This is a genomic window from Paenibacillus monticola, from assembly GCF_009664975.1.
In the GTDB taxonomy this organism is placed as follows: Bacteria; Bacillota; Bacilli; order Paenibacillales; family Paenibacillaceae; genus Paenibacillus_AQ; species Paenibacillus_AQ monticola.
Genome location: NZ_WJXB01000001.1, coordinates 339,865 through 356,660, shown reverse-complemented (window position 1 = coordinate 356,660; position 16,796 = coordinate 339,865). Strand labels below are relative to the sequence as shown.

The 16,796-nt window shown below is 47.3% G+C and carries 17 protein-coding genes; 15 read left to right on the top strand and 2 right to left on the bottom strand.

What is annotated here, in order from left to right:
• Positions 1–47 precede the first annotated feature (47 nt).
• The 9 genes from GJB61_RS01575 (at position 48) to GJB61_RS01535 (ending at position 9,395) form a co-directional block, all read left to right on the top strand.
• On the top strand, positions 48–1,184 hold the full coding sequence (locus GJB61_RS01575; RefSeq protein WP_154116471.1) for a copper amine oxidase N-terminal domain-containing protein: 1,137 nt from the start codon (positions 48–50) through the stop codon (positions 1,182–1,184).
• 385 nt (positions 1,185–1,569) lie between these two features.
• Positions 1,570–2,415, top strand: a complete 846-nt coding sequence (locus GJB61_RS01570; protein WP_154116469.1) for an STM4015 family protein — start codon at positions 1,570–1,572, stop codon at positions 2,413–2,415.
• Positions 2,378–3,691, top strand: coding sequence for an STM4014 family protein (locus GJB61_RS01565; RefSeq protein WP_229521403.1), 1,314 nt, complete (start codon positions 2,378–2,380; stop codon positions 3,689–3,691). The genes GJB61_RS01570 and GJB61_RS01565 overlap by 38 nt, the downstream gene beginning before the upstream one ends.
• A complete protein-coding gene (locus GJB61_RS01560; protein WP_154116467.1) occupies positions 3,688–4,473 on the top strand; it encodes an STM4013/SEN3800 family hydrolase in 786 nt (261 codons plus the stop codon). Before GJB61_RS01565 ends, GJB61_RS01560 begins: the two co-directional genes overlap by 4 nt.
• A 17-nt stretch (positions 4,474–4,490) precedes the next feature.
• On the top strand, positions 4,491–5,876 hold the full coding sequence (locus GJB61_RS01555; RefSeq protein ID WP_154116465.1) for an STM4012 family radical SAM protein: 1,386 nt from the start codon (positions 4,491–4,493) through the stop codon (positions 5,874–5,876).
• Positions 5,873–6,742: an STM4011 family radical SAM protein gene (locus GJB61_RS01550; protein ID WP_154116463.1), complete on the top strand. Its 870-nt coding sequence runs from the start codon at positions 5,873–5,875 to the stop codon at positions 6,740–6,742. The genes GJB61_RS01555 and GJB61_RS01550 overlap by 4 nt, the downstream gene beginning before the upstream one ends.
• Positions 6,739–7,263, top strand: coding sequence for an adenylyl-sulfate kinase (gene cysC / locus GJB61_RS01545; RefSeq protein WP_154116459.1), 525 nt, complete (start codon positions 6,739–6,741; stop codon positions 7,261–7,263). Before GJB61_RS01550 ends, cysC begins: the two co-directional genes overlap by 4 nt.
• 187 nt (positions 7,264–7,450) lie before the next feature.
• Positions 7,451–8,188 carry a glycerophosphodiester phosphodiesterase gene (locus GJB61_RS01540; RefSeq protein WP_154116457.1) on the top strand — a complete coding sequence of 246 codons (738 nt, stop codon included), beginning with the start codon at positions 7,451–7,453 and terminating at the stop codon, positions 8,186–8,188.
• 4 nt (positions 8,189–8,192) lie between these two features.
• Positions 8,193–9,395 (top strand): SLC45 family MFS transporter, encoded by a 1,203-nt coding sequence (locus GJB61_RS01535; protein ID WP_338115637.1) that lies wholly within the window; start codon positions 8,193–8,195, stop codon positions 9,393–9,395.
• Positions 9,396–9,414: 19 nt separating this feature from the next.
• On the opposite strand, the gene GJB61_RS01530 is transcribed toward GJB61_RS01535, so the two are convergent.
• Entirely contained in the window at positions 9,415–10,266 is an 852-nt protein-coding gene (locus tag GJB61_RS01530; RefSeq protein WP_154116453.1) for a diguanylate cyclase domain-containing protein, read from the bottom strand.
• Positions 10,267–10,446: 180 nt separating this feature from the next.
• On the opposite strand from GJB61_RS01530, the gene GJB61_RS01525 reads away from it, so the two are divergent.
• From GJB61_RS01525 to GJB61_RS01510, 4 genes are all read left to right on the top strand, one after another.
• Entirely contained in the window at positions 10,447–11,010 is a 564-nt protein-coding gene (locus GJB61_RS01525; RefSeq protein ID WP_154116450.1) for an SMI1/KNR4 family protein, read from the top strand.
• Positions 11,011–11,172: 162 nt separating this feature from the next.
• Complete coding sequence (locus GJB61_RS01520) at positions 11,173–11,709, top strand: RDD family protein (RefSeq protein ID WP_154116448.1); 537 nt, start codon at positions 11,173–11,175, stop codon at positions 11,707–11,709.
• 63 nt (positions 11,710–11,772) lie between these two features.
• Positions 11,773–12,468: a hypothetical protein gene (locus GJB61_RS01515; RefSeq protein WP_154116446.1), complete on the top strand. Its 696-nt coding sequence runs from the start codon at positions 11,773–11,775 to the stop codon at positions 12,466–12,468.
• A 53-nt stretch (positions 12,469–12,521) separates the two neighbouring features.
• A complete protein-coding gene (locus GJB61_RS01510; RefSeq protein ID WP_229521402.1) occupies positions 12,522–12,821 on the top strand; it encodes a hypothetical protein in 300 nt (99 codons plus the stop codon).
• A gap of 240 nt (positions 12,822–13,061) precedes the next feature.
• On the opposite strand, the gene GJB61_RS01505 is transcribed toward GJB61_RS01510, so the two are convergent.
• Positions 13,062–15,884 carry an O-antigen ligase family protein gene (locus GJB61_RS01505; protein ID WP_338115636.1) on the bottom strand — a complete coding sequence of 941 codons (2,823 nt, stop codon included), beginning with the start codon at positions 15,882–15,884 and terminating at the stop codon, positions 13,062–13,064.
• Positions 15,885–15,974: 90 nt separating this feature from the next.
• Between GJB61_RS01505 and GJB61_RS01500 the strand changes: the two genes are divergently transcribed.
• Together GJB61_RS01500 and GJB61_RS01495 are read left to right on the top strand one after the other, a co-directional pair.
• Complete coding sequence (locus tag GJB61_RS01500; RefSeq protein WP_154116444.1) at positions 15,975–16,115, top strand: histidine phosphatase family protein; 141 nt, start codon at positions 15,975–15,977, stop codon at positions 16,113–16,115.
• Between the two features lie 136 nt (positions 16,116–16,251).
• Entirely contained in the window at positions 16,252–16,719 is a 468-nt protein-coding gene (locus GJB61_RS01495; RefSeq protein ID WP_154116442.1) for a DinB family protein, read from the top strand.
• Positions 16,720–16,796 lie beyond the last annotated feature (77 nt).

Sequence of the window (16,796 nt, the reverse complement as noted above, 5' to 3'; positions counted from 1 at the left end):
AGATACAGGAGAAGGAAAAACGCCAATCTAAGGAGAGATATTCAGAAATGAAAAAATGGACACTCGTGCTCGGTCTGCTCGCTGCGACATTCACTTTAAGTGTAGGTACAGCCTCTGCTGGACAGGATAGCCGCATTTTATTGAATTATAGTGACACCGGTCTAAGCAGCAGCAAGGTCATTGTGGATGGAACAACAATGGTTCCCCTGAAGTCACTGGCAGCAGCAATGGGGTACACGCTATCCTGGGACCAAGCTTCCAAAACGGCGAAGCTGATTTCTCCAGAGCGCGAGATCGGCTTCATCTCCGGTTCCAAATCGTTGAAGGTGAACGGAGCAGCGTCAACGCTAGCGAAGCCCACGCGTATTATCAAGGGGGGGATGTATATTCCCCTCGTGTCCGGGGTAGTCGCGCTGGGCGGCAAAATCGTATACGACAAAGGCAGCAGCACTCTGAATATTGTGGATGAGCCGAGATATGTTACAGCCTCTGCCCAGGGCCGGACCTATTGGGTCTCGCAAAAAAACGGTGATCTCTACTATCGCGCATCAGTTAAGGGAAAGCCGCAGCGAATGGGCAGTCTGCCACTGAAACCTTCGGCGTATTCTTATGGGCTTGTTATTACCGACGCCGGAAAGGGTGCAGATCTGCTGCTGCTCAGTGAACAACATTATGCCATGTTTAACGATTTCAGCAACGGGTATCAGGCACTTATCCATAGCGGAACTATCCTGAAGCAAATGGATTATCACTTCAGCAACTCCTCCTACCAGCAGGCTCCCCGGCTAACCACAACGCAGCTTTATATGACGGATGGCCTAAATGTCCAGTATATTAATGGGGATGGCAGTCTTGGCAAGCTGTATGAGCTGGAGAAAATCACTGGAGTGACCGATGATTTCACAGTGGAGTATGCCGCAGCTGATGTGGTGCTGATACGTTCGCTTGCTACCGTGCAGCTGTATGCGATTAATACGGAGACGGGTGTAGCTACAAATCTTAGCGCGAAGCTGATTAGCAGCGAGGATTGGCAGGAATGGCAGCGGACCGATGGCAGAGACCCTTATATCTTAACCAGAATGCTGGTTCTGACCAAACGTACTGGAGATGTGCTGACGTTCACTTACACTCCACTGCCAGAGGGAAAAGCCAAAACGGTAACCTATAATCTGGCCTCTCAGTAACCCTGAATTCCAAGGTTCAGTAGAAACAAGAAGAAACGGCTTTGCCGTCCTCTGAAAGAGGCGGCATCCGTTTCTTCGAGAAATATAAGGATAAGTTATCGTGTGAACATATAAATTCTTATATTTTCGCAAAGCGCGCACCGAGTCAAACCGGATGCGCGCCTTTTTCATTAAATGAGTATAGGTAACCCATATTCGCCTTCGCCAAAAAAGATCGTCCGGCTCCCTTGCTACCGTAAACGACGAATACTGGGCAGAGTTCGCCAAGCTGGCGGTTTCGGCACTGGAATCTTTAAATAGCCCCTCCTACTAATTCTGATTTGACTACCCTACTTCCAAATGATAGGGTATCTTCAAAGTCAAAATATTCCGGGAGGGAAGATCCATGACTGAAGTAAAGCTTGGGATTGGTTATGATGAATTCGAAGATGGCCAAAGGATTGGCACAGAGATTGAGAAGTTAAGCAGTAGCCCTGAAAGTACTTCCATAAGCAGTCTGATCATCGGCGATTGGGGACAAGCCTATGAGAATAGTTCAGAAGAAGTTGTGGATGCATTGGTTAAATACAGTGCAAGCTTCCCGGCTCTGCGCAAGCTGTTCATCGGTGAGATGGGCTTTGAGGAATGTGAGATTTCATGGATTACACAAAGCGATCTGTCTGCGCTGCTCCCCACTTTCCCCGAGCTTCAGTCGCTCACCATTCAAGGTGGGAATGAGCTGAGTCTCAGCCAGTTGCACCATGACAAGCTTGAAGAGTTGATTATCATTAGCGGCGGACTAGGCAAGGGTGTACTGGAGAATATCGCCACAGGGCGTTTGCCTAATCTGCGCAAGTTGGAGCTGTATCTAGGTGTCGATAATTACGGTTTCGATGGAAGCGTAGATGACATTTTCCCCATCATTCAGCCTGGAAAGTTCCCTAAGCTTACCTACTTAGGATTAAAAAATAGTGAAATACAGGATGAAATCGCTGAAGCTATAGCGGATGCCCCTATTCTGAACCAGCTGGAGACACTGGATCTGTCTTTGGGCACGTTAAGCGACAAGGGTGGCGAGGCACTGCTGGCCAGCGATAGAATTAAAGGACTGAAGGCGCTGAACCTAAGCCATCATTACATGTCTGATGAGATGATGGAACGCTGGCGGAAGAGTGGATTGCCTGTCGATGTCAGCGACAAGCAGGAAAGCGAGGATGGGGATGACTGGCGCTATCCTTCCATCACAGAGTGATGCACTCTTGCGGCCGCTAATCGTTATCGGCAATCCCGGAGATAGGCGGACAGGTGGTATTCAGGAAGCTAGAAGCAATCTTGGGCTAACGCCGGCCATTATTATTCCGTATGCTGGACTGTTGGCGGGACAATCGTTAGCGGAGTTGTCCCTGTCCTTGCCTGATGAGGCCAGTGTTGACCTCCGCACCGCTCCCCCGCTGCTGCGGCTGGAATCTCCTGGCGGCAGCTTTGAGAACGAGCGTGCCTTGATCATGTTAGGCGCACCGGATGCCGAAGATATGGACGATTCGCTGCATCCCTACGGAGATCACCCAGATCCCCATCCCCTGAGCGTCAAGACGGCAGGGCAGCTAAGGGACTTGCAAGGTGTGTTGCATCATCCATCCCAGTGGTTCCGCGGCTACTGCCGCATGCTGGCAAGGCTAAAGCGTGAAGCGACCGAAGCTTGCCCGGGCTCTGTGTGGTTAAATGACCCCGCAGATATCGCTAACATGACGGATAAACGCCGGACGCAGCAGATCCTGGCAGAAACGGGCATCTCCATCCCCCGACCTTTGGGTGAGGAGATGAAGCCCACGGATTATACTTCTCTGCGTGAGAGTATGCTGACAGAACGAATGCACCGCATATTCATTAAGCTGGCCTGCGGTTCAGCAGCTTCCGGTCTCATCGCCTACCAGATCAATCCCGTAACAGGTGCTGAAGTCGCCCTAACTACGGTTGGAGTAGAGCATTACATCACTCGTCCTCCCATTTACTATAACTCGGGCAAACTTCGTCGATATACCGATACCGCAACCATTTCAGGAATTATTGACTGGCTCTATCGTCATGGAGCTTATGCGGAACAATGGATACCCAAATTAGGGCACGGTGCACGGTCGTTCGATATCCGCCAGCTTGTAGTATACGGAGAAGCCTGCCACTCCATCGCCCGGGTAAGCAGCACCCCGATTACGAATCTGCATTTGCGCAGCCAGCGGATGTCTCCAACGGAAGCCGGCCTGTCTGAACATATTCAGGAGCAGGTCCGGGATACAGCCGTGCATGCATTAGCCGCTTTCCCGAACTCCGGTATTGCCGGTATAGATGTACTTGTATCCGGGAGTTCACAGCGTTGCTTCGTAGTGGATGTTAACCCGTTTGGCGACTTGCTGTACGAGGTTAAATACCACGGCTGCAGCACCTACGAATGGGAAATGAAGGTATTGTTCGCCAGAGACTATATCGCCAAACCCCCTACACCACCGGTCGCACAGGAGGGTTCAGCATGATGGATATGAACAGTATTGTTGGCACTCATGATATTCTGATGATCACACTGGATACCTTGCGGTATGATGCTGCTGTGCTGGAGGAGGCGAATTGTCCAAACCTGTGCGGTGGCGGTCCTTGGGAGAAACGCCATACCCCGGGCAGCTTCACCTATGCTGCGCACCACGCCTTCTTTGGCGGTTTCCTGCCGACTCCGGCAACAACAGATAAGTCGGAGCATGTCCGACTCTTTCATTCCAGGAATACCGGAATGAAGACACATCCCCATACCTGGCTGTTCGATACGCCGGATCTGGTGTCCGGGCTTGCTGGCGCGGGCTATCGTACGATTTGTATCGGTGGCGTTATTTTTTTCAGCAAAAAAGTACCGCTCGCCCGTGTACTACCCGGATATTTCCAGCACAGCTACTGGCGGATGACGTTTGGCGTCACTAATCCGCGCTCCACGGAGCATCAGGTGAATCATGCCTTGAAGCTGCTGAAGGACACATCACACGAGCAAAGATTGTTCATGTTCCTTAATATCTCAGCCATGCACGGACCGAACCATTATTTTCTGCCGGGGGCCCGCAAAGATTCCGTGGACAGCCAGCGCGCTGCGCTTCGTTATGTCGACGGCGAGCTGGGACGGTTATTCGCTGCCTTCCAGGAGCGGGGGAATCCGGTTTTTTGTCTCGCTTTTTCCGATCATGGAACGGCCTACGGCGAAGATGGCTATCAGGGGCATCGGCTCGCACACGAGACGGTGTGGAATGTCCCTTACCGTGAATTCACATTGTAACAGGAAGGAGAACAGCTATGACCTTACCACTTGATGATCTACTCCTCCACAATGATGGGAAGCACTTCCTCTCTGCCGAGGAGCTTTTGCTGTGGAAAGAGCATATTACCGCTTACCCTTACCGCTCTTATCTATATTCCTATCCCCATAAAACAGCCTACCGCGACCTGCAGCCTCCGCTTCCTTTGAAGGAATTATGGGAGGACGAGCCTGCGGAAGCTTTTTTCCTGTATATGCACATTCCCTTCTGCGGCGCGCGCTGCGGATTCTGCAATCTGTTCACGCTGCCTGACAAACGCGCTGATGTTCACACCCGTTATGTGGATGCGCTGGAGCGACAGGCGAAGCAATGGGCAACGTTCACCAAGCATAAGCCTTATGCCCGCTTCGCCATTGGTGGCGGTACGCCCACCCTGCTGGCCGAAGATCAGCTGCGTCGCCTGTTCACCATAGCTGTGGATATTATGGGACTGGATACGACCGTTGCATCCATTTCGGTAGAAGCCTCTCCCGAGACCCTGACGGATGCGAAGCTGACGATTCTTAAGGAGTCCTCGGTGGACCGGGTCAGTATGGGCATTCAGAGCTTTGTGGCCGCTGAATCCGCAGCCATATACCGCCCACAGAATCCCGATGAGGTCTACCGTGCGCTGGAGCTGCTGGGGAAATACGATTTCCCGATCTTGAATCTGGATTTGATCTACGGGCTCCCTGGACAAAGTGTGGATTCCTGGCTCTATTCGTTGGATCAGGCTCTTTCCTATGAACCGGAGGAAATTTTTATTTATCCGCTCTACACCCGTGAGCATACAATCGTTAAGCCCGGAGATATGCAGCGGCAGGGTGATATCCGCCTTCATTGCTACAACGCCGCCCGCGAGCTGCTCATAAGCCGCGGTTACCGCCAATATTCTATGCGCCGCTTCGCCAAAGAAGCCGCAGGGACGAACAAAACCATTCTCGATTACAGCTGCCAAGAGGAAGGTATGGTCGGGCTGGGTTGTGGAGCTAGATCCTATACGCGCAGCGTCCATTATGCCTCCCGTTACGGTGTCAGCCGCAAAGCAACGGAGAGTATTATCGCCGATTATGTGGCAACAGAGCGTTATGATACGGCAGATTACGGGATTATGCTGAGCCTTGAAGAGCAGCAGCGCCGCTTTATTCTAAAGGCTATTTTGCATAGCGAGGGGCTGCTGATTTCCAGTTACAGAGAGCGCTTCGGAAGCTCACTGTGGAGCGATTACCCTAAGTTGTCCCTGCTGTTGCAAACTGAGCTTGGCCAAGAGGACGACGGCGTGCTGACCCTAACCCCTGAGGGCATGGGCTACTCCGACTCTATCGGTGACTGGTTTATTTCAGGCGAGATTCGTGAGCAAATGGAAAGGTTCGTCTTGCCATGAAGGCAGTTCTCTATTACCGCGGATCTCTCACCTCCTGTAATTACGATTGCCCTTATTGCCCCTTCGGCAAAACAAGGGACAGCGCTGCCACCCTCGCCAAGGACCGCGAGGGACTTGAAACCTTCGTAAAGTGGGTAGGAGCACAGGGAGCAGAAGGTCATCAGCTGTCTATTTTCTTCAATCCTTATGGTGAAGGGCTTATTCACCGTTGGTACAAAGACGCCCTGATCGCGCTCTCTACCATGGAACATGTGGATAAGGTGGCGATCCAGACCAACCTATCGGCGGACTTAAATTTCACCGCAGATCTGAATCGCGACAAAATAGCCTTCTGGGCCACCTATCATCCGGGACAGGTACGGGAAGATAAATTCTTAGCCCAATGTGCGACTTTGTATGAGAGGGGCATTCCGTTTAGTGTAGGCAGCGTGGGTCTTCGCAGTGCTTTTGCGGCTATAGCTTCACTGCGCACAGCCCTGCCGGAGGACGTATATTTATGGGTAAATGCTTATAAGGATAAACCAAATTACTATACAGCAGAGGAGCTTTCCTACCTAAGCAGCATCGACCCACACTTCGCTATTAATGCTATGGACTATGAGAGTCTTGGCAAAATATGCAACGCAGGCCGCAATGTATTCTATGTACAAGGCTCTGGACTCGTTAAACGCTGCTACAAGGATAGAGGCGTTATCGGCAACCTATACCGCGATAGATTGGAGGGCCTCTCCGCTGAGCGAAGCTGCCGGATGCCGCTATGCGACTGTTATATTGGTTATATTCATATGCCGCAGCTGGGGCTACAGGACATTTACGGCTCTGGCTTACTGGAGCGAATCCCCCCTATGGGAGTATCTCAACGATGATAAATAAGCTGAATTCAGGATTCACCCTATGGCTGACCGGACTATCCGGTGCGGGCAAATCAACGATTGCCGCCCTGCTGGCCGATAAGCTCCGCGAACAAGGAATGGCCGTAGAATGGCTCGACGGCGACGAGCTGCGGCGTAACCTCGGGCGAGGGCTCGGCTTCAGCCGCGAGGACCGGTTCGAGAATATCCGCCGGACAGTCTATATCGCTGGATTGTTAAATCGGCATGGTGTGATTACGATTGTGTCGGTAATCAGTCCCTATCGGGACATGCGGTTGTATGCCCGCCAAGAGCTCCCACAGTTCGTGGAGGTGTATGTAGATTGCCCGTTGCAGATCTGCGAGGAGCGAGATGTCAAAGGGCTGTATGCCAAGGCCCGTCGTGGTGAAATCCCTTCTTTCACCGGAATTTCCGATCCCTACGAGATCCCGGAATGTCCGGAGCTTACGCTACGTACGGCAGAGCAATCGTCCGAGCAAAGTGTTGCTGTATTGCTGGAGTGGCTTTCCAAGTAAAGCAGCATAACAACCCAGAGATATTGCTCCTTTATGTATGTCCCCTGTTAACTCCAGGTTAAATTTTCAAAAGTAGTACCTTTACAGTATTTCCGGACAGGGTTTCTTAGCTCTATGTGGAATATGGATTAGGGAAGATCGCAACTGCAGATATTTATAAATCATAAGGCGGAGGGATTGTAAGCTGATGAAAAACATCATTAATTTTGCGCATCGTGGCGCATCGGCGGTATGTCCAGAGAATACGATGGCGGCATTCCACAAGAGTCTAGTCCTTGGAGCAACCGGCATTGAGACCGATGTACAAATGACCAAGGATGGCGGACTCGTGCTTATTCACGATGAAGCGCTTAGCCGTACTACGGATGGAACCGGATATATAAAGGATAAGACCCTTCAGGAAGTACTGGAGGTAGATGCAGGCTCCTGGTTCGGAGCTGCATTCAAAGGGGAAAAGATCCCGACTCTAGAGGACTTGCTTGATCTGTTGCAAGGACGTGATACGATCCTAAATATCGAGCTTAAGAACGGGCTCTTCTTGTACCCTGGTATGGAGGAAAAGGTCATCGCGACTGTGCGGGACTTCCACATGAGTGAACGGGTCATCCTGTCGAGCTTCAATCATTATTCCCTGGCTTACTGTAAATCTATTGCTCCGGATATTCTAACCGGAATTTTATATGGTGAAGGTTTGTATCGTCCATGGGATTATGCGGCTTCACTAAAAGCAGATGCGCTGCACGCTACCCACTATGCCGTGTTGCCGGAGTTCGTCGCCGAAGCAACACTTCATGGCATTGACTATCATCCTTTTACCGTAAATGATCCGGAGCGGATGAAATACTTAATAGCTGCAGGCGTGGCTGGCATTATTACCGATCATCCGGACCTGCTGGCCGAACTTCTGGCTGCCCAAGGAGGCTGATGGGGTGAAGAAGGTCTGGCTGCTCGGCTTTGGCTTTTTCAGCATCAGCATTACTTGGAGTCTGTATAACGCGTTTGTGCCCTTTTTCCTGGAAAAGTATGTGCATAGTGTGGCCCTGATCAGCTTCATGATGACCATTGATAATTACTTTGCCTTGTTCCTGCAGCCGTGGATCGGCAATCGCAGTGACCGCACAACCACGCGTTATGGGCGCAGAATGCCTTATCTGATGATTGGAATGCCTTTGGCTGCTGTGCTGACCCTGTTAATTCCGTTTCACACCGGTCTGTTCACGCTGCTGTTATTCATGATGCTGATGAACTTGGCCATGAGCCTGTACCGTTCGCCGACAGTCGCCTTAATGCCGGATATTACCCCCGATGCTCAGCGTACGAAGGCTAACGGATTGATTAATTTCATGGGTGGATTTGGCTCGATCCTCGCTTTTGGCGTGGGCTCCATCCTCTATGACTCAAACCCGGCGCTGCCATTTATCGTAGCGGGTCTGATTACTCTTTTATGCTTATTTATCGTCTCACACTTCATTAAAGAGAACCGGGACGGCGTGAATCAGGAAGGAGTCGCAGGGACTGCCAACCCTGCCCGCATCTCTTTTAAGAAGCAGCTAGACCGGACAACGGTACTTCTCTTAGCGGCGATTTTTTTCTGGTTTGTTGCTTATCAAGGCGTAGAGACCCTATTTACACTCTACGGCAAACATCACCTCGGGCTGAGCGAAAAAGCGGCCTCGTTCTCCCTCACCTTCTTTTCGCTGGCTTTTGTGCTATTCGCTATTCCTAGCGGCTGGCTGGGCGGACGTTTCGGGAAGAAAAAAATCATTGTTGTCGGTGTATGCGGTCTTATGATCGTGTTCGCACTGGTAGGCTTTGCACAGAATCTGTTGTTCCTGCGGGGCTTACTGCTGATTGGCGGGATGTTCTGGGCCTGCATCAATATCAATTCCTACCCTTATATTGTGGCAACGGGTACTGAGGAGAGCATTGGCACACGAACAGGGATGTATTATCTGGTATCTTCACTCGCAGCAATCAGCTCGCCTCCCTTGCTTGGGCTGCTGATTGATCTGCATGGTTATTCTATTCTGTTCTACTGTGCAGCGGCCAGTATGCTAATTGCCTTGCTCTGTCTGTTCCTGATGAATGGACGCAAAAAGCCAGTGAAGACGCTCCACTCCACAGGTGCATAACTCACCGACATCTATTTCCTTATCTGGATTTGAAGTTGTCAAACCATCTGGCATAGCTGCCGCTAGTAGGTGTCTTATAAACGGAATAACGACCTGTTCCCAGCTGTTTGGCACTGTACATGGCTGTATCCGCCTCTTTAAGTAACCGGGAACGCTCTACCTTGCCATGACTCATAGTAATACCTATACTGGCCGAGACAAAGAGATTATGCTGCTCCAACTGGTATTGTGTTGTCGTTTTCTCTAGAACTCGTAAGGCAAGCTGCTCAGCTTCTTTTTGACTGTAATGCTTGGCGATAATTACGAATTCATCACCGCCCACTCGGAAGATATGCCGTTTCCCTTTGCTGGAGAATTGGCTCAGCTTGCCTCCGACTGCTTGCAGCAACAAATCACCTACGTGGTGGCCTAAGTTGTCATTGATCGCCTTAAAGCGGTTTAGATCCAAGAATAGAACCGCCAGCTGTTCATTTTCCTTACAATGATCCCAAAAGTGATCCATACCATTTTTATTCAGCAAGCCCGTTAAAGCATCTTTATACGCCAGCTCTTTCAACTGGTCTCTCTCCACCTGTAATATCCGCAACCGATAGAACAGAAATAATACAATGATTATTGTCAAACCATATATCATCAAAGGAAACAAGGGGTTCCCTTCAGCTTGTCCGTACCCTTGAAGTGAGAGATTCCCTAGCAAATGCATCGTCCAAATTCCTGTACTGACCAGTATAATGACAAAGCTGGTGCGCATGGCTCTGACCCTTGGAGACTTTAATGAGAAGTCACGAAACAGCCTAAAAGCCGAATAAACAGCTACTACTGCGATGAGTATTGAGCATACCGCCAGTATATAATTTTGGATTTCTTCCATCTTTCATTCGCACTTCCTTTATGCAGGAGAATAAGTTCGTAGATAGGAAAGTGCCCTTCTAATCCCTAATCTACTAATAGTATGTGACCCGTCTGAAAATGACAACTACCAAGTATGATAAGCAACCGTTTAATAGCCATGCTCTCATTAATACTATTATTATAAGAAAGGGTGAGAAAAATGGGCAATAGGCATTGGATAGGGTTTGACCTCTCCACCTTCTGGGAAGATTCAGATTATTTCACTAGTCCCGGACCCGTCACGGCAGAAATCATCTTGAATGCTGAGCAGCTACTAGGCTATCGACTTCCGTCCTCTTATATCGAACTAATCACTAATAAAAATGGAGGCAGTCCGCTTAATGACTGCTTCCCTACCCTCACCTCAACCTCCTGGTCTGAGGATCATATTGCGATCTCGGGAATTTGTGGCCTCGGAGGACAGTGGGGCATCGACTCGGATGATCTGGGCAGCCGCTTTATGATCGAAGAGTGGGGTTATCCCAACATTGGGATTGTGGTCTGTTCCTGTCCATCTGCAGGACATGATGCTGTGATGCTGGACTACCGGGAGTGTGGTCCGGATGGAGAACCCTGCGTCATTCATGTTGATGTTGAGGTAGATGATGAACCCCGGATTACTTTTCTGGCCCAGGATTTCGAAGCATTCATAAGAGGGCTGGTTAATCAAGAAGAGTACGACAACTCGGAAGAAACTAAGCTGCTGAAGCAGTCGGAACAGTAAACAGCCAAACATACGGCCTGTCACTCACTAGAGTGGCGAGCCGTTATTTGTTGCATGCTCCAACCACGAGCATCCATATAAAATCGCACATCAATTTCCAATCATTAGGTATAATGTAATAAATACTTATCTGAAAATGGAAAAAGAGACAGGAGGACATACATGGACAATTCTAAGGTTGATCAACTTCTTGAGGATGACTTCGTAGGGTTTTGGCCTAGATTGCTGATTGCGTTAATTGACGGGGTTATACTCATAGGCCCGATCTACCTGCTTAATCGATGGGCTACATTCCTAATGAATACTTGGCATTCGGAAATACCTATTATTATCCCTTGGCTAGTCTATATAGTCTATTATGTGTATTTAGTTTCAAGATTTGGGGGAACCCCAGGCCGTTTACTTCTGAGAACAAGAATTATCAATGCAAAAGGGAATTATCCAACGATCATTCAAGCGCTGCTCAGATACGGGTTTTATATTATAAATTCTCTTTTTGTCGTGATATCCACCTTTACTTCCCATGGGACAGACCAGATCACTGCGCTGAATTTCTTGATGACTTGTGTCTTCATCATAGATGGGCTGTTCATTATTTTTATGGTCCGTAACCAAGCGCTCCACGACAAGATGGCCGGAACCTATGTTGTTTATAAGTCGGGGCTGGAGTACGCGGAAGCCGTGCACGAGCGTTCATGAACCATCCAGATGAGTTAGTGGATTACATAAAAGCAATATACCAATAAATTGAGGTGACGGGGCATGCCCGTACGAACTAAGAAAAAAAGGATTGTATGGATGACTACCGGAGTGGTTTTGGCCTCTGCCCTTCTGTTCTATGCATTTATATTTGTGAATGATAAATCGGGTGGATTAGCAGATTGGCGGATGTCACGCGCTATGGGAGTAAACGGTATAATTCAAATTCCATTAGGCAAGACCCCTGAAGACGCAGTTCAACAGTTTCGAAATGATCCATCGATGCAAGTCATTCACCGAGAACCTGTAGACGGGGGCATTCTTCTATTCATTAAGCGATATTACCAAAAAGATGGAAACGATCTTCAAGTAGAATATGCACGAAAAACATGGCTCGGCTGGAAGTGGGGTTGGGGTGGGGGGTACGGCATCGGTGGATCTCTACAAACTAAAGCTGCTTTAAATTACATGAGCATACCTGAAATAGAAGGGATCTCAACACCTTTTCCGATAGTATTCGGAGATGTGCTTGATCCATCAATTAACAAAGTAATCGTCGAGATCAAGGGTAAGGATACAGGTAACTATGAAGCGAAATTGACAGGTCTGGACAACGAGAACAGGATTTGGTTCGTATTGCTCCCCTCAGCAGATTACACTTCTTTTGAGATCAAGGGATTTAATGCAGAAGGGAATCTCATAGCTAATAAAACAGTCAGCGATCTGCGAGATAATGGTTCGATAGACCTTAGTGATTAATATCAGATCAAAAGATAGAGGTTTGAACAATCTTCGGGAGGAAGTTCTCAAGAATGAAGAAAATCTCAATATTCCTATTTTTCATTTGTTTTATCGTAACGGCTTGCAACTCAGATACAATTGATTCACCTCGCTACGAAGGCATAAGCCTAGTGATTGGTGTTATCGGAGAGGCTCCTAAAGTTAGAGAAGAAAATGTGGACTTCAAAAAAATAGATTTTAAGCAATTAGAGGATCTTTCGCCTGACTTTGATGCCATTTTCATTATGAAGGAACATCTAACTGAAGCTGCAAATCAAGAATACGTAAGAGTATATACAAATGCAGGCCACTGGCTACTATCAATTAGGTAAGGGTTCTCAATATTGGGGTTATGGGCTATACAACGATAAAGTGAATAAATCCAATATTGCGGATGTCTACACACGAATTTTCACAACAATAGAGTCCTTGGACAAGTAATCCTGCAAAAGCTTTTATTGTTTATAACTTGCTTTTTCCCATAGTCATACCAAAGAACGCTCCATTGTCACGGTGGGCGCTCTTTGGTATGGCATTTTCTCGCTTAGCTGGCCAGACTTTAAACTTTAAAGTTAAAGCTGCAAATTCGCGATTTCATCAATCTGCGCTGCTTCTGCAGGATCGGCTGCAATCAGACGGTCATACACGACCTGATCCTGAACACTCTGTTTTTTCTTCAATGCCGCTAAGTACCAACGGGCAATTTCACGGTTTGTTGCATCTGTATAATCTTCGCTCAGGCCAAGCTTCAGTGTATCCGTCGCTTCTTGCAGTTGCCCGGAAATATATTGTATTTTACCCGCGTATAATATTACATTCGGAGCAACAGTTAGCGACCTTCCTTGCAGCTCTTTAGCAGTCAGAGTCTTCAAATATGCTAAATCAGAATTCACATGATTATATGCATCAAGGCCAGTGTTGAGATACCGCTGCTTGTTGGTATCCTCTTGATCTCCCAGTGCTGTCTGCCCCAGTCTATACGCTTGTTGTGCTCGTTCCAAAGCTTGATATCCCAGATCATAGGAGCGGCTGATTACCCCACTGTACCAATCCATTCCCCAGGGCTTCTCGCTGTTAATGAAATCTTCGTAACCATTAATAAAACCAAGCTTTAAGGTTTCAAGAGACGCCTCCTCTTGTCCTGAGAGCAGCTGTATTTTTCCTGCATTAAGTGCAATTGCAGGAGTGATAAAGAATTCGCGTCCCTGAAGCTGTTCCGGTGGAAGAGTCAACAGATACTCTATACCTTCAGTGACATGTTTATAGGATTCAAGCACCACAGTAAAATACTCCTGTTTCTTAGCCTCATCTTTTTGAGTATAAGCCTTTTGTCCAAATGAGGAAGCTCGGCTAATTAATGCATCATACCATTTAATATCCCAGATGAACTTGTCTGCATTCTCCAGATATACCTGATAAGCTTCGTCGCTCTCCCCTTTCAGGTCATAGTAACTCACCAGCTGCGACAAAAGAATCTTATTATATGGCTCATCTTCAAGTGCGCGGGTTAACACAATGTAGGATTCGTTCAAATACTGCTCATCTTGGGTTTGGTTAAATACCTTTTGATCTAGTAATGACAGGTACATCGCTGATTCCGGATGATTCGGACGCTCCTTTAATGCTTTTACTAAAGGAACTTTAATCTCTTCATAGGATTGGCTGACGTTAACCAGTTTCTTAGCTGTATAGGCATCATTGCTTGAACTAATATAGCCTAAGGAGAGATACAGCAGGAACACAGTTCCAATCCCCAGTACCGCAAAATAACTGAGACGCAGCCAGGTTGTGTTCCAACGGAGTTGCAGCGGTTTGCTCTCCATGACTACACTCATTCCGGCCAGGCCCAGAAAGACCATAATACCCATAAATGCATAACTCATATTGAAATCCAGCAGACTGTGAATAAGAATAGACATGGTAATAATAAGATAAAAGAAACCGTTAGTAAAATCGTCTTTATCCCGCTTCATGTAGCCTCGAATATATTTATAAAAAATATACAAAATAAAGCTCATGAACACGATAAAACCAAGGATTCCCACCTCAATGAGATATTGTAAAAAGAAGTTATGCACCTGACGACTCGTATATGGGTTGTTCTGATAGTGTTCATATAAGGAAGACCACCCCCCGCCTCCGGCGCCCAAAATGGGATAATCCTTGACTACCTTCAAGGCATCTTTATAAAAAGTTAAACGTTCCAGTACACTATGTTGTTTAAAGTTAATGTTCTCCAGCCGGGTCCCGATATTCGCAGGCAGTATATTCCGGGCACTCGTACCAATCAGCAGGAAAGCTAACATCCCGACCAGCACAACAGATCCGAGTGGAATCCACAACCCCGTCCATTTTCGTGACTCCGCACCGCCCAGCTTCTTCTGCAGCCAGGGTGCAGCAAAACGCTGAACAAGCCAGCCCAGTACTGCCACAACTGCCGATGCACCCAGAAGATACCCCCAGCCCTTAATTGCTGCTGAGGAGGAAAATGCCGTATTCAACTCTATTCCGAGAGTCGTTACTGGGCTTGTAATAACCACGGAGGCAATGCCGGCAATGCCGAGTTGTACAATCCACAGTATTTGCTGCGCAGGCTTCAGGAAAAGCAACAGTAGAATAAATACTACAGGCAGTAATACGAGCCCACCGCGTGATAAAGTGAGTAATAGAGAAACAATAAATGGCACTAGCATAAAACCGTGCATAAGCGTTCCATACCACTTCCGGGAGCGAACAAGCGCAAATAGTGAAGCAAATAGAAATGCCATCAGGAACGCTGCATATGTATTTGCATATTGGAAAACTGAAGTCAGACGCAGTCCGTTAGAGTCGGTCATCACGGCATCCGTATATTTGCCATTCTGAACTACAGCTGAGAACCAGCCAACCAGGCTACCTGCAAATTTCCAGCTCCCCAGCCAGTTCAATAGCCCGAAGCCTACGACTAGGTATGCAATAGTTAACACCGAAATTTGAATGACAAGATTTAGTTTCTTTTGCTTTAAGAGATAAAAGGCAATAATGAAGACTGCAACATACGTACTCTGAATAAACAGCATATTCATCGCCATATAATGCGAGACGGCGACAAACAGTGATAATGCATACGTAAGGGGCAGCAGTATTGCAGCTACACTCACCAAATCCCGTTGCTCGTCCAGCTTGAATTTCTTGTAGTAGATACCCGCGCAAATAAGTAACAACAGCCCACTTAGCAGTGCAGACATATATATTGGCTTTTCAAACTCCACCAGCTGTCCGTTGAACAATCCTACATGAAATGGGGTCCAAGCCAAAAACAATACAAAAGCAGCAACTAACGCTAACACTAGACCTGAAGTCTTTTCGACATCTCTCGACTGAACAGCTTGTTTACCGTATACTAGTTTAGGCACGTTTGATTCTCCTTTTTATGTAGTAGAACCAATATTTTACCATAAAGGTGTTTACATAGTCTTGTACTATATAATAGGGAGGTTAAAAGCATGCTTTATGTAGTTGAACACGGGCAAACCGATTTGAACAAAGAAGGAAGACTTCAAGGTAAGCTGTGTATGCTCCTAAATGAATATGGAATACAGCAAGCGGAATCATTAAGAGATCATCTAAATCGGGGCTTATTTTGAACGTATACCTGAAGATCGGAATATTCTTAGATTCTCATGCGATAATGGACAATATAAAGAATATATGTTTCAATCAACTTAGATTCACGAGATACTTGGTTAGAGATACTCACTATAAAAAAGAATGGGGGATATTATGAATCAATTCGTGTTCCAGCAACTGGAATTTATACGTCAACTAACAATCAAGGCTGTGGAGGGAACATCAGAAAGCACTCTAGATATCATTCCAGAAGGGTTTAGTAACAACTTGAGATGGAATTTGGGACATATATACGGGGTTCAAGAAAAGTTTGCCTTTCATTTTGCAGGTGAGCCTAGTGTCTTACCTGAGAACTTTATTCGATTATTTGCTAATGGTACTAAACCCGCCGATTGGAACGAGGAAACTCCAACACTTGAGGTCTTACTTGAGATGCTTGCACAGCAACCCAAACGTATTCAAGAATCTTTCTATAATCGCTTAGAAGAACCAGTGAACAATCCGTTAACAACAAGCAGTGGTTTAACATTAAGTACGATCGGAGAATTCTTAAGCTACACGCTCTATCACGAGGGAATGCATTTTAATACGATAAAACTACTAAAACGATTCGCAGGTTAATTGCTGTTACTTCGTAGAATTAGCGTGAATTAGTGCCTCTACTTCGGCCGAATTCACGCTTTTTAGGTATTTACGCA

What these genes read in the sequence shown, in the direction of transcription:
- GJB61_RS01495 (WP_154116442.1), top strand. Translation starts at nt 16,252, where the DNA reads ATGAATCAATTCGTGTTCCAGCAACTGGAATTTATACGTCAACTAACA.
- GJB61_RS01540 (WP_154116457.1), top strand. Translation starts at nt 7,451, where the DNA reads ATGAAAAACATCATTAATTTTGCGCATCGTGGCGCATCGGCGGTATGT.
- GJB61_RS01560 (WP_154116467.1), top strand. Translation starts at nt 3,688, where the DNA reads ATGATGGATATGAACAGTATTGTTGGCACTCATGATATTCTGATGATC.
- GJB61_RS01500 (WP_154116444.1), top strand. Translation starts at nt 15,975, where the DNA reads ATGCTTTATGTAGTTGAACACGGGCAAACCGATTTGAACAAAGAAGGA.
- GJB61_RS01570 (WP_154116469.1), top strand. Translation starts at nt 1,570, where the DNA reads ATGACTGAAGTAAAGCTTGGGATTGGTTATGATGAATTCGAAGATGGC.
- GJB61_RS01525 (WP_154116450.1), top strand. Translation starts at nt 10,447, where the DNA reads ATGGGCAATAGGCATTGGATAGGGTTTGACCTCTCCACCTTCTGGGAA.
- GJB61_RS01575 (WP_154116471.1), top strand. Translation starts at nt 48, where the DNA reads ATGAAAAAATGGACACTCGTGCTCGGTCTGCTCGCTGCGACATTCACT.
- GJB61_RS01555 (WP_154116465.1), top strand. Translation starts at nt 4,491, where the DNA reads ATGACCTTACCACTTGATGATCTACTCCTCCACAATGATGGGAAGCAC.
- GJB61_RS01565 (WP_229521403.1), top strand. Translation starts at nt 2,378, where the DNA reads ATGGGGATGACTGGCGCTATCCTTCCATCACAGAGTGATGCACTCTTG.
- GJB61_RS01510 (WP_229521402.1), top strand. Translation starts at nt 12,522, where the DNA reads ATGAAGAAAATCTCAATATTCCTATTTTTCATTTGTTTTATCGTAACG.
- GJB61_RS01550 (WP_154116463.1), top strand. Translation starts at nt 5,873, where the DNA reads ATGAAGGCAGTTCTCTATTACCGCGGATCTCTCACCTCCTGTAATTAC.
- GJB61_RS01515 (WP_154116446.1), top strand. Translation starts at nt 11,773, where the DNA reads ATGCCCGTACGAACTAAGAAAAAAAGGATTGTATGGATGACTACCGGA.
- GJB61_RS01530 (WP_154116453.1), bottom strand. Translation starts at nt 10,266, where the DNA reads ATGGAAGAAATCCAAAATTATATACTGGCGGTATGCTCAATACTCATC.
- cysC (WP_154116459.1), top strand. Translation starts at nt 6,739, where the DNA reads ATGATAAATAAGCTGAATTCAGGATTCACCCTATGGCTGACCGGACTA.
- GJB61_RS01520 (WP_154116448.1), top strand. Translation starts at nt 11,173, where the DNA reads ATGGACAATTCTAAGGTTGATCAACTTCTTGAGGATGACTTCGTAGGG.